Raw genomic sequence first — 11,833 nt, 5'->3', positions numbered from 1 at the left:
GCCGAGGCCGAGGGGCGCCCCTCGTCGGCGCGCAACCGGTTCCCCGGCATCGTCACCGAGGTGCTGCTCGCCGACCTCGCCGCCGACCTGCCCGCGCAGGACGCCGCCGCGGCGCTGCGTGCCGCCGGTTGGACCCGTACCGGCGACGGCCCGCTGGCCAAGGACGGCCGCCCGCTCCGGCTCCGCCTGATCACCAGCCCCGAGCTCGGCCCGACCCTGCCCTCCGTCGCCGAGCTGATGGCCCGCGAATGGACGGCGCTCGGCGCGCAGGTCGACCTGGTCACCGAGAGCCTTCCCGCCCTCGTCAACGCCATGTACCGGAGTGGCGGGTTCGACGTCGTGGTCGGGACCTCGCCGGGCTTCGCCCTGCCGGTCGGCTTCGTCCCGTTCTTCTCCGGCCCCACGCCCGCCCAGGGCCTCAACTTCGCCGGCGTGACCAACCCCGAGTACGACGCGCTGGTCGCCCAGGCCCTCCAGGAGAGCGACACGGCCGGCTGCGGCACCTGGAACCGGGCCGCCGCCGCACTCCTGCGCTCGGCCGACGCACTGCCGATCGCCGACGGACGGAGCACCCTGTACGGCCACCGGACCACCTTCGCCACGACCTTCGGCGGCCAGATCGTCCCCACCAGCATCCGCCTCCACCAATGACCGGGGGACCCGCCGTGACCGTGCGCCAGCTGCTGCGGCACCCCTGGACGGCGTTCCTCGGCCGCCGCGCCGCCCGGCTTCTCCTCTCCCTCGGCGTCGTGCTCACCGCGTCGTTCGCGATGATCCGCCTCGTCCCCGGCGACCCGGTCCGCGCCGCGCTCGGGGTCGACGCCGCCCCGTCCCTGGTGGCCGCCCGCCGACACAGCCTCGGGCTCGACGCACCCTTCCTGTCCCAGTACCGGCACTACCTCGACGGGCTCGTGCACGGTGATCTCGGCACCTCACTGGTCACCGGGGCACCGGTCGCGGAGTTGGTCCGCACCCGGCTGCCGGCCACCCTGCAGATCGCCGGACTCGCCTTCCTGGTCACCCTCGCCGTCGCCCTGCCCGGCGGCCTGCTGGCGGCCGTCCGCACCCGCGACGGGCGGCATCCGCGCACCGAGCTGGCGTTCACCACGATCACCGCCGGCCTCACCGGGGTACCGGACTTCGTCCTGGCCGCCGGGCTCACCGCGCTGCTGGCCGTCGGCCTCCAACTGCTCCCGGTGGCCGGTTCGGCGGGCGCCGAGTCCTTCGTCCTGCCGGTCCTCGCGCTCTCCCTCGCGCCCACCGCCCTCCTGGTGCGCATCGTCCGGGTGGAGGCGCTGAGGGTGCTGGGCGAGGACTACCTGCGCACCGCCCGGGCGAAGCGGCTGTCCCCCGCACGCCGCTACCTGCGGCACTCCGCGCCGAACATGGCGATCGCCGTACTCACCGTCGCCGGAAGCCTGCTGCCCGCCCTGATCGCCGGCACGGTGCTGGTCGAGAAGGTCTTCGCCTGGCCCGGCATCGGTTCGGCCATGGCGCAATCCGTGGTCACGCAGGACTACCCGATGGTCCAGGCGATGGTGCTGGTGCTGGGCACGACCGTGCTGCTCGTCGGCCTGCTGGTCGACGTGCTGCTGGCCGTGCTCGACCCCCGTTCGACGATCCGGGAGATCTGACCATGCCCCTTGCACCCGGCCGCCGGCGCTCACCCATGGTCTGGGTCACGACGGCCATGCTGACGTCGCTGGTCGTGCTCGCCGTGGTCGGCCCGTTGCTCCGGGGCACGTCGGCCGACCTTCCGGACACCTCCGCGGTGCTCCAAGGCCCCTCCGCGGCACACCCGTTCGGCACCGACAACCTCGGGCGGGACCTGCTCGCCCGGATCCTGACCGCCACCCGGCCCTCCCTGCTCCTCGCGCTGACGGCCGTCCTGCTGGGCGCGACCGCGGGGGTGCTCCTCGGGGCGTCCACCGCCCTGCTCGGCCTCCGCGCCCGCCGGCTGCTCGCCGGGCTGATCAGCCTCCTGCTCGCCTTCCCCGCGCTCCTGGTCGCGATGTTCCTCGCGGTCGTGTTCGGCGCGGGCCCCGGCGGGGCGGTCCTCGCCCTCGCCGTCGCGGGCGTCCCCGGATTCGCCCGGCTCGCCCAGACCCTCGCGGCCGGCGTGGCCGGCACCGATCACCTGGCCGCGGCCCGGGTCCTCGGCCTGCGCCGGCACCGACTGCTGTGGCGGCACGTCCTGCCGAACATCGCCGAGCCGCTGCTGCTGAGCGCGACCACGGCGGCGGGCACCGCCCTCGTCGCGCTCGCCGGCCTGAGCTTCCTCGGACTGGGTGTCCAGCCGCCCGACTACGACTGGGGTCAGCTGCTCAACCAGGGCCTCGACCGCATCTACGCCGAGCCCTTGCCCGCCCTCGCCCCGGGCCTGGCCATCCTCTACTCGGCCCTGACCTTCCAACTGCTCGGCGAGGTCCTGGCCGGCGGCATCGCCCGGCGTGACCCGGCGCCGCACACGCCCGCGCCACCACTCTCCCCCCGGCCGACGGGGGCACCTCCCGGCCGCCAGGCCGGGGGCGCCGGGGGAGGGCCCGCCGAGGACGGCCTGGTACTCCAGGTCGAGGACCTCGGCGTGGAACTCCCCACCCCGGCCGGCATGATCCGGCCGGTACGCGGTGTGAGCCTCTCGCTGCGGCCGGGCGAGATCGTCGGGCTCGTCGGCGAGTCGGGTTCGGGCAAGTCGCTCACCGCGCTCGCCATCGCCGACCTGCTCCCGGAGGGTGCCCGGGTGTCCCGACGCACCCTCCGTCTGCTCGGCGCCGACCTCTCCGCCATGACCCCGAGGGATCGGGACCGCCATCTCGCGACGGGCCTGGCGGTGATCTTCCAGAACCCGGCCTCGGCACTCAACCCGTCCCTGCGAGTGGCCACCCAGCTCACCGAGACCGTCCGGGCCCATCGCGGCGCCGGCCGCGCACAGGCCACGTCGGAGGCCTCCGACGCCCTGCGCCGCGTCGGGCTCCCTCCGGCGCTGCTGGGCTCACGCCCCCATCAGCTCTCCGGCGGCCAGCGCCAACGGGTGATGATCGCGTCGGGGCTGATGACGCGGCCAGGGCTGATCATCGCCGACGAGCCGACCACCGCGCTCGACGTCACCGTCCAGCGGAAGATCACCCGGCTGCTGTCCGAGATCCGCCGGGACACCTCCGCCGCGGTCCTGTTCATCAGCCACGACGTCGCGCTCGTGGGCGAGTTCTGCGAACGGGTCCTGGTGATGTACGCGGGCACCATCGTCGAGACCCTGCCGGCCGACCGCCTCGCCGACGGCACCCGGCATCCCTACACCCGGGCCCTGGTCGCATCGGTCCCCGACCTCGCCGCCGACCGCGACCGGCCGCTGCCGACGGTGGGGGGCGCGCCGCCCAACCCGCTCGCGCCCCCGCCGGGGTGCCCGTTCGAGCCCCGCTGCCCGCGCCGCCGGGACCGCTGCGCCGAGCAGGCACCGCCCCTGGAGGACCTCGACGCCGACCACCGGGTCTCGTGCTGGTACCCGGTACCGGTCACGGCTGACCCGGCGACGGTGGTCACACCATGACGACTCTTCAGGTGACCGACCTGACCGTCCGCCACCCCGGCCGCTCCGGCCCCGTCGCCGCCGTGGACGGCGTCTCGCTGGAGATCCCGTCCGGCACCACGCTCGGGCTCGTGGGCGAGTCCGGCTCCGGGAAGTCGAGCCTGGCCCGGGCGATCGTCGGCCTCGTCCCCGTCCACGCCGGCCGGGTCCAGATCGACGGCCAGGAGGTCCGCCTCCGCACCGTCCGCGACCGGCGCCGGCTCGGCCGCCGGGTCCAGATCGTCCTCCAGGACCCGGACACCGCGCTGGACCCCCGGATGACGGTCCGCCGGACGCTCGTCGAGGCCGCCACCGTCTTCCACCGGCTCGACCGGCCCGCACGCGCCGCCCGCGTCACCGAGCTGCTCGGCCTCGTCGGCCTGGACCCCCTGCTCGCCGACCGCCTGCCGAGCCGGCTGTCCGGCGGCCAGCGCCAGCGCGTCGTCATCGCCCGCGCCCTGGCCGTCGAACCCGCCGTGCTGATCGCCGACGAGATCACCTCGGCGCTCGACGTCTCGGTGCAGGCCGCCGTCCTCAACACGATCCGCGGACTCCAGCGGCGGCTCGGCCTCTCCATGCTGTTCATCGGCCACAACCTGCCGGCGGTCTGCCACGTCTCCGACACGGTGGCGGTCATGCGGCACGGCCGGATCGTCGAAACCGCCCCCACCGCAACCCTGCTGCGCACCCCGCAGCACCCGTACACCCGGACGCTGCTCTCTTCCGTCCCCCGACTGCCCTCCCGGAGGTCCTGATGCCCCTCGACCGGTCCGAGGCGGTGGTGGTCGGCGCCGGGGTGATCGGCTCCGCCATCGCCCTGGAACTCGCTCGCACCGGGCGGCAGGTGGTCGTCGTGGACAAGGCGGGTGCCGCGGGCCACGGCTCCACCGGCGCCTCCAGCGCGATCATCCGGTTCAACTACTCCACCTTCGACGGCGTCGCCACGGCCTGGGAGGCGCAGCACCTCTGGACGTCCTGGCCCGACCACCTGCGGGTCACCGGCCGCAGCCCGCTCGCCGGCTTCCACCGCACCGGCGCCGTGCTGCTGGACTCCCCCGCGGTCGCACCGTCCGAGGTCACCGCCCTGTTCGACCGTGCCGGGGTCCCGTACGAGCGGTGGGACGGCCCGACCCTGCGCAGGCGCCTCCCGGGGATCGACCCCGGCCGGTACTGGCCACCGAAACCGGTGGACGACGAGGCCTTCTTCGCCGGCCCGGCCGGTGAGCTCGGCGCCCTGTACACCCCGGACGCCGGGTTCGTCGACGACCCGCAGCTCGCCGCCCAGAACCTCGCGGACACGGCGGTCGGGCTGGGCGCGCGCTTCCTGTTCCACCGGACCGTGACGGCCGTCGAACGCGACGCGGGCCGGGTGACGGGCATCGTCCTCGCGGACGGCGCACGGATCGCCGCGCCGCTCGTGGTCAACGCCGCCGGACCGTGGTCGGGCGGCCTCAACCGGCTGGCGGGGGTCGGCGGCGACTTCACGATCGGCGTGCGCCCGCTGCGCGAGGAGGTCCACCAGGTCTCCGCACCGAGCGTCCACGACGGCGGCCCCGGCCCCGTGGTCGCCGACCTCGACCTCGGCACCTACCTGCGCGCGGCCCCCGGTGGCCACCTCCTCGTCGGCGGCACCCAGCCGGACTGCGACCGGCCCGAGTGGATCGACGACCCGGACGACGCCGACCCCCGCCCCACCGCCCACCGCTTCCGCACCCAGGTGACCCGGGCCGCTCGCCGATTCCCGGCGATCGGCGTCCCCAACCGGCCGCTCGGGACCGCCGGGGTGTACGACGTGGCCGACGACTGGACCCCGGTCTACGACCGCACCGCCCTCGACGGCTACTACGTCGCCATGGGCACCAGCGGCAACCAGTTCAAGAACGCCCCGCTGGTGGGCCGCTTCCTCGCGACCCTGATCGACGCGGTCGAGTCCGGCCACGACCACGACGGCGACCCGGTCCGGTACCGCTGCGACCACACCGGCAACGTCGTCGACCTGGGATCCTTCTCCCGCCGGCGCCCGGTCCGGGCGGACTCCGCGCGGACGGTCATGGGCTGATCACACGCAACTCCCCCGCCAGGTCCCCGACCACCCCGACCACGAAGCCGGGCGCCTCGTGCGGGAAGTCGTGGCCCGTCCCGTCCGGTGTGTGCACCAGCCGGGACGCCGTCGACGCCGCCAGGTACCGGACCCTGGTCCGGAGGTAGAAGCGGCTGATCCGCTCGGCCTCGACCGGGTCCCGGGCACCGGCCAGCACCGCCTCACCGCCGATGAGATCCCGTGGTATCACCAGCACCAACGGCAGGTCCCCGAGATCCCCGTCGTACACCACGGTCTCCCAGCCCGCCCTCGCCAACCCGGACGGCGACAGCTCGGCGAAGACGGACGCGGCGGCGCAGCCCGGCCCCGTCCGGCCACCGGGGCCACGGTGTGCGCCGAACAGGTACCTCAGCGACGACAGCAGGAAGCCGCGGCGCATCCCCGTGAGCTGCCGGTTGGGCGGCGCGAAGGCGATCACCTCCAAGGGCGTCGGATCCAGCAGCACGAGCCCGGCCACCAGATCCGGCCGGCGCCTGGCCACGTTCGCGACCAGCAATCCGCCGAACGAATGACCGACGAGCACGAAGGGGCCCCGCTCACCCGCCCCCTCCAGCGCCGCCAGCAGTTCCTCCGCCTCCACGGCCGTCGTCCGGGGGAAGGGCCCGGTATCACTCCACCCCGAACCGAAGCGGTCGACCAGCACCGAACGGGTCCGGGCCGCCAGCATCGTGTGCAGCTCCTGTAACTCCTCGCCGGGGGCGTGCCCCCCGGGCATCCAGACCACCGTGGGCCCGCCGTCGGCCTCTCCCTCGGCGAGAACGTGCATCCGGTGACCACCCACGTCGACCAGCCGCCCCGGCGGCGGATTCCGCCGTCTCTCGCGGGCCACCAGGACGAGGTGCCGAACGGCCCCGACCAGCAGCAGCGCACCGGCAGCCACCGTCGCAGCACCGATGGCCACCGCCCACGTGGTACCGAGCGCGATCAGTACGCCGCCCACCCCGGCCACCAGCAGCGCGACCGGCAGTCCCGCCCAGTCACGGCTCAGCAGCGCGAGCAGGGTATTCGCCACCCGACCGTCCCGGCGCATCGGCCCTCCGTGACAGAAGCATCCGACAACTGCCCCCGTCCTCTTCATTCCCCGTCTCCCCTGGCCCTCACCCCGAAACCGTTCGACAACGCGCCGTGCAGCGCCGGAGGACCGTGGGTCATCACCTCCCTGCCCGACCGCGTAGCCCCGTACAGCGCCTCGGAAGGGACGTCGCCGCTCCGCCGTTCGGGTGCCCGATCTGGCCGCGGTGCCGCAGCCGGTCGAGGATGGCGGCATGGTTGTCGACGACTCCGGTGCCGGCCTGCTCGTGGCGAACGTGCGCGTCTTCGACGGGATCGGCGGGGAGGCGGTGCCGGGGCACGTCCGCATCGAGGGGGACACGATCGCGGACGTGGTGCTGGGCCGCCCCCTCCCGCGCAACGCCCCCCGAGGGACAGCGGTGCTCGACGGCGGAGGCCGGACGCTCATCCCGGGCCTCACCGACGCGCACGTCCACCTGTTCGCGATCGGCGGCACCATGGCGGACCTGCAGCTCGCACCGACCGGCACCGTCTACTACCAGGCCCTCGCCGCGGCCCGCGACATGCTGATGCGCGGCTTCACCACGGTGCGGGACATGGCCGGCGACACCGAGCCCCTGCGGCGGGTCCTCGACCGTGGCCTGTTCCCCGGCCCGCGGATCTACCCGAGCCAGGCGGCCGTCTCCCAGACCGCCGGCCACGGCGACTTCGGAACGGTCCACGACGCCCCGACCGCCCTGGGCGGGCCGCCGGCCCGATCCGAACAGATCGGCTTCACCAGGGTGGCCGACGGACCCGAGCGCGTGCTCGCGGCCGTGCGCGAGCAGCTCAAGAAGGGCGCGACGCAGATCAAGCTGATGGCCGGCGGCGGCGTCATCTCCGAGTACGACCCGCTGGACGTGCTGCAGTTCACCACCGCGGAACTGGAGGCCGCCGTCGCCGCGGCCTCCGACTGGGGCACCTACGTGAGCGTGCACGTCTACACCTCCGAAGGCGTCCGTCGCGCGGTGGAGGCCGGGGTGCGCTGCATCGAGCACGGGCACCTCATCGACGAGGACACCGTCCGCCACCTCGCGGAGAAGGGCGTGTGGCTGAGCACCCAGCCGTTCGAGGTCGACGACCACCACTACGACTCCCCGGACAGCGACCGCAAGAACCGCGAGGTGTGCGAAGGCGTCGCCCGCACCTTCGCCTGGGCTCGGGAACACGGCGTGCGACTGGCCTTCGGCACCGACCTGGTGCTCGCCCCCGGAAAGGCCTACCGGCAGAACGAGATGCTCGTCCGCCTCGGCACCCACCTCGGCCCGGTCGATGCCCTCAGGACGGCCACCTCCGGCAACGCCGAACTGTTCCGCCTGTCCGGCCGCCGCGACCCGTACCGCGCGGCACCACTCGGGGTCGTCGCACCCGGAGCCTGGGCCGACCTCCTGGTCGTCGACGGCGACCCCACCACCGACCTGTCCGTCCTCGCCGACCCCGAACGCAACCTGCGTCTCATCGTCAAGGGCGGCGTCGTCCACAAGAACGGACTCGGCTGACAGTGATGATGTTCTTGGTGACGCTACCGGTGGGTCCGACCCCTCCGCTGACTGACGTCTCGACTGTCCTGTTTGGGATTTGTCGGCTCATCGGTGGCGCCACCACGCACGCGGCCGGACGGGCGCTTGTGACTTCATAGCGCCTCTATGTGTCAAGCCGCTGCGGCAAGTTGGGCGCGATGGTCGCGTTTCATGATCCGGTAGACCACGTTGGACAGGCGTCGCTTCAGGGCCCGGCGGGCCTCGGACGGGGTCTTCCCCTCGGCGATCTTGCGCTGGTAGTACTCCTGCCCGCGGCCACCGTCGCGGATCTGGACGATGGCGATGACCTGCAGGACCGAGTTCAGCGCCCGGTTGCCGCCGGCGCCGAGCTCGACTGATCGACCATCAGACGAGCTCGGCAAAAGGTCAGCATCGACCCGAGTGCACCCTCACAAACACGCACACACCCGAGAGCCCGACCCGCTGCGTGCGAACCCTGAGCCACCCTCACGATGGCACTCGGCAGGCCACCCTGGCTCGTGCCGAGTGGCCACCGAGGCCTCTTCACCCACGCCCTTTCATCCCGATATCATCCGCTTACCGGATGGTCGACATGTCTCTGCGTGATCGGTCAGGACGGCAGGGTGACCGACCGGGCGTGGTGGAAGACGTTCGTAGGGTTCCAGGTCGCCTTGGCCTTCTGGAGGCGGGTGCAGTTGTCCTGGTACTCGTAACCACGGTGCGCGGCAGTCAGATCACTCATGTCGGCAGCACTCTCCAACGTCGAAGCACCCTGCCGGCACAGAAGTGACCAAACCGCGACGAAGGCTCCCGATCAGGTTCACCGGCTTTGGCATCGCTGAGGACCGCGGCCGCCATAACGCGCACCATCGACAACGCCCTGCCGGGCGGCGCAGTCTGTGAGGGCACAACAGCCGCTACGGCGCGCCGTTCTCCGATCCGGCACTGCCCGTGCTCCAACGCGCGCTGCCTCTCCTCGGCCGCCGAGAAGGTGTTGCCCCCGCTATCGGTGACACCCGCTGGACGGGCTGCCACCGTGTGAAAGGTAACCTGCCGCGTCAGAATGGGGTGCTGCGCGACGAGTCCGGCTGGTGGGGTGGGCTGCTGCAGCCCCTGTTCATCGGCGGTCGGTGCCACCGCCCGGCTCGGCTGGCAGGCCGCGATCGACCGTGACGGCGCGACGGTGGCCACCGGACTCTCCCGTCGCCGTGCGGGTGGGAGGAGATCACCGCCGCCACGGCCAAGGGCGGCTGCCTGTCCATCACCGTCCGCAACGCCGACACCCTGGAGTTCGGCGGCCGGGTCGCCTCCTGGTTCGGCGTCCAGGGGTTCGACACCGCCGCCCTCGCCACCGGTGTCCGCCATGCCGCCCGCCACCCGCAGCTCCGCCCCCGCGAATCCCGCCCCCGCCCGCTCGGCCACCCGGACCTGCTCGTCAACCGGATCTCCCTGACGGCCTACCCGGTCTTCACCGTGCTGCACTTCCTGACCGTCCGGGGCGGGCTCTGAAGCCTGTCCCGGACGGACCGGCACCGGGCCTTTCTCCGCTCAGGCGGGTCCCGGCGTTCTCATCGGACTGTTCGATCTTCTACATTGGCTCCGAGTGGTCGTACGGGCCCGGCCTGCGACCTTGACGTGGGGGAACCGTGCGCAGCAGACGTAATCCGTGGGTGCTGGTGTACCTGCCAGCCGGGCTCCTTCTCCTGCTCACCGCGGTTGCGGGCGTTTTCTGGTCCACGAGGCTCGACGACCTCATACCGATCGTCCTGATGGGCGTTCCGGGGCTGGTCCTGGTGGTCCGTGTCCCGTTGTTCCGGGTGTCCTTCGGGCCGGCGGGCCTCAGGTACACGGGGCTGCTCAGGTCGCGGTCCTACTCCTGGCCGGAGATCCGGGAGGTGAGGTACGTCAGCGGTGGGGAGCTCTTCTCCTCCCACACGGCCGAACTGGTCCTCGTCTCCGGCGGCGTCGACCAGCTGCCGATGGCCGGTAGCTACAGCCTCCGGACGCGGCCCGTCAAACGGATCGAACGCCTCGTGGCCGAGCTGGAGGACGCCCGCGCCTCCGCCACCACGGCCTGACCTCACCCGAGCCGAAGCCAGGCGTCGATGTACGGCGAATTCGGGTTCGCTGCCCCTACAGGAAGCTGCAACAGTGGATATCGAGGATGTCCTCAACTATCTAGCTGATCACCGGGCCAGGAACTTGCCACCCGGCTACCTCTCCGAACAGATCCTCTCGCTTTCCTGGATCCTCGACGACGAAGACGGGAAGATCTTCAAGACCGGAAGGAAGTGGCTGGATTCGGGCGACGAGTTTCGAGTTGCCGTGGCGATGGGCCTGGACGAGGCCCTCCTGGCAGAGTCGTGGGAAGAGATGTCCGAACTGGCTGAATCCGTGAAGAACAGGATCCCATCGCTGGCGTCAGACGTGGACGCCTGGCTGGAGCGTTCCAAGCGGTCGTGCGAAAAAATCAAGGAGAATCTCGCCCGCCGCGCCGGAGGGGCATGACCCGGAATTCCCTGCGTCAGCAGATCAACATCAGGTGTCGACCTCGATTCGTCTGCGGCTGTTGCTCGGTGATCGCATCGGCGGTTGACAGCTACACTCGCAAGGAGATCGATGATCAGCCTTTCCTTCCCCGTCCCGGAGCCGGGATCACCCTGGCGGAGGAGCTGGGAGGCCGCGGCGCAGGGAGACCCCGCGGCTGCCCCGGAGATCGACCTCCGGTACAAGCACTTCGGCGTCAACGTCGAGCTGGTCGTGAATGGCGTCGCGATCATCCCCAAGGGAAGATTTGCCACCCTCTTCGATCTGACGCTTTCCCTCTGCGGCATCAGCGATCGCATCTCTCAGGGAGAAGACGCCACATTCGGCTTCACGGAGAGCGAGGAGGTCATTAGCGTTCGCCAGGCGGGCAAGATGGTATCAATTAGCTCTTCAAGGAGGGAAGAGCAAGCAATCGCCCCAAGTGGTGAACTGCTACCAGAGCTGTATGATTTCATTCGGCCGCCCATGCAGGGCTAATCAGCGAAAATCCCGCACTGGCCGATAATCCGGTGATCCAGAGGATTGAAATGGGCACCGGACCTGAATAGGTGAAATATCCTGCAAACACCGGAAGCCCCGCCGGGTTCGACTCTGCAGGGCTTCCGGCTGCGCTGACGTCGACGTCGGCGATGGCTTGGCGCTGGAGACGGAGCCGGACGCGGATGTAGATGGCGGCGGCAGGTCCACGGCGACCGGGTGGCAACGGAGGCTCGGTCAGTTCTCCACCGGCTCGGAGGAGTTGATGCCCGATAGTCCGTGGTCAAGGCCGTTCGGGTCACGGGTCCGTCCCGGGAGTGGTGGCGGTGTCGGCGGGGGTGCGGTGGCATGGTGGAACCGGTGTTCGCGCAGGTCAGCGGTGGGGTGGGGTGCGGGAAGGTGGTGATGGCGCGGGTGGTTTCCGAACGTACATGTCACAGCACTGTCCTGGGGGCGGCCCGGGCGGAACGGTTCGTCCGCGAAGGCGGTCCTGCTTTTCGGAAACCCGCTCGCACCGAGCACCCGACAGCACCACCCACCCGGAGGAACACACCGTGCGCGTCCGCAAGCCCGCCTTCGCCGCCCTGGCCG

The 11,833-nt window shown here is 71.8% G+C and carries 11 protein-coding genes and 1 pseudogene; 9 read left to right on the top strand and 3 right to left on the bottom strand.

The window, feature by feature from the left end; genetic code table 11:
* The 5 genes and pseudogenes from ACWEQL_RS36935 to ACWEQL_RS36915 form a co-directional block, all read left to right on the top strand.
* A pseudogene (locus tag ACWEQL_RS36935) lies at positions 1–651 on the top strand (ABC transporter substrate-binding protein); the annotation flags it as partial.
* Positions 652–665: 14 nt separating this feature from the next.
* Positions 666–1,634: an ABC transporter permease gene (locus ACWEQL_RS36930; RefSeq protein ID WP_452155028.1), complete on the top strand. Its 969-nt coding sequence runs from the start codon at positions 666–668 to the stop codon at positions 1,632–1,634.
* Positions 1,635–1,636: 2 nt separating this feature from the next.
* Positions 1,637–3,547 carry a dipeptide/oligopeptide/nickel ABC transporter permease/ATP-binding protein gene (locus tag ACWEQL_RS36925; protein ID WP_452155026.1) on the top strand — a complete coding sequence of 637 codons (1,911 nt, stop codon included), beginning with the start codon at positions 1,637–1,639 and terminating at the stop codon, positions 3,545–3,547.
* Complete coding sequence (locus ACWEQL_RS36920; RefSeq protein ID WP_452155024.1) at positions 3,544–4,320, top strand: ABC transporter ATP-binding protein; 777 nt, start codon at positions 3,544–3,546, stop codon at positions 4,318–4,320. Before ACWEQL_RS36925 ends, ACWEQL_RS36920 begins: the two co-directional genes overlap by 4 nt.
* Positions 4,320–5,624 (top strand): NAD(P)/FAD-dependent oxidoreductase, encoded by a 1,305-nt coding sequence (locus tag ACWEQL_RS36915; RefSeq protein WP_452155022.1) that lies wholly within the window; start codon positions 4,320–4,322, stop codon positions 5,622–5,624. The genes ACWEQL_RS36920 and ACWEQL_RS36915 overlap by 1 nt, the downstream gene beginning before the upstream one ends.
* Here ACWEQL_RS36915 and ACWEQL_RS36910 read toward each other — a convergent pair.
* Entirely contained in the window at positions 5,614–6,696 is a 1,083-nt protein-coding gene (locus ACWEQL_RS36910; protein WP_452155020.1) for an alpha/beta hydrolase, read from the bottom strand. The genes ACWEQL_RS36915 and ACWEQL_RS36910 overlap by 11 nt on opposite strands.
* A 235-nt stretch (positions 6,697–6,931) precedes the next feature.
* On the opposite strand from ACWEQL_RS36910, the gene ACWEQL_RS36905 reads away from it, so the two are divergent.
* Positions 6,932–8,215: an amidohydrolase family protein gene (locus ACWEQL_RS36905; RefSeq protein ID WP_452155018.1), complete on the top strand. Its 1,284-nt coding sequence runs from the start codon at positions 6,932–6,934 to the stop codon at positions 8,213–8,215.
* Between the two features lie 152 nt (positions 8,216–8,367).
* Here the strand turns inward: ACWEQL_RS36905 and ACWEQL_RS36900 are convergent, their stop codons facing one another.
* Positions 8,368–8,619, bottom strand: a complete 252-nt coding sequence (locus tag ACWEQL_RS36900) for a hypothetical protein (protein ID WP_452155016.1) — start codon at positions 8,617–8,619, stop codon at positions 8,368–8,370.
* 209 nt (positions 8,620–8,828) lie between these two features.
* Positions 8,829–8,960, bottom strand: coding sequence for a BBE domain-containing protein (locus tag ACWEQL_RS36895; RefSeq protein WP_452155014.1), 132 nt, complete (start codon positions 8,958–8,960; stop codon positions 8,829–8,831).
* Between the two features lie 904 nt (positions 8,961–9,864).
* On the opposite strand from ACWEQL_RS36895, the gene ACWEQL_RS36890 reads away from it, so the two are divergent.
* From ACWEQL_RS36890 to ACWEQL_RS36880, 3 genes are all read left to right on the top strand, one after another.
* Positions 9,865–10,296 (top strand): PH domain-containing protein, encoded by a 432-nt coding sequence (locus tag ACWEQL_RS36890; protein WP_452155012.1) that lies wholly within the window; start codon positions 9,865–9,867, stop codon positions 10,294–10,296.
* Between the two features lie 73 nt (positions 10,297–10,369).
* Positions 10,370–10,726, top strand: a complete 357-nt coding sequence (locus ACWEQL_RS36885; protein WP_452155010.1) for a hypothetical protein — start codon at positions 10,370–10,372, stop codon at positions 10,724–10,726.
* A 111-nt stretch (positions 10,727–10,837) separates the two neighbouring features.
* Entirely contained in the window at positions 10,838–11,242 is a 405-nt protein-coding gene (locus ACWEQL_RS36880) for a hypothetical protein (protein ID WP_452155008.1), read from the top strand.
* The last annotated feature ends 591 nt before the right edge of the window (positions 11,243–11,833 follow it).

Source organism: Kitasatospora sp. NPDC004240 (assembly GCF_053603215.1).
This window is presented reverse-complemented; position numbering and strand designations above follow the sequence as displayed.

Coding starts and splice junctions, on each gene's coding strand:
- ACWEQL_RS36925 (WP_452155026.1), top strand. CDS start 1,637: ATGCCCCTTGCACCCGGCCGCCGGCGCTCACCCATGGTCTGGGTCACG.
- ACWEQL_RS36920 (WP_452155024.1), top strand. CDS start 3,544: ATGACGACTCTTCAGGTGACCGACCTGACCGTCCGCCACCCCGGCCGC.
- ACWEQL_RS36915 (WP_452155022.1), top strand. CDS start 4,320: ATGCCCCTCGACCGGTCCGAGGCGGTGGTGGTCGGCGCCGGGGTGATC.
- ACWEQL_RS36910 (WP_452155020.1), bottom strand. CDS start 6,696: ATGCGCCGGGACGGTCGGGTGGCGAATACCCTGCTCGCGCTGCTGAGC.
- ACWEQL_RS36905 (WP_452155018.1), top strand. CDS start 6,932: ATGGTTGTCGACGACTCCGGTGCCGGCCTGCTCGTGGCGAACGTGCGC.
- ACWEQL_RS36895 (WP_452155014.1), bottom strand. CDS start 8,960: ATGAGTGATCTGACTGCCGCGCACCGTGGTTACGAGTACCAGGACAAC.
- ACWEQL_RS36880 (WP_452155008.1), top strand. CDS start 10,838: ATGATCAGCCTTTCCTTCCCCGTCCCGGAGCCGGGATCACCCTGGCGG.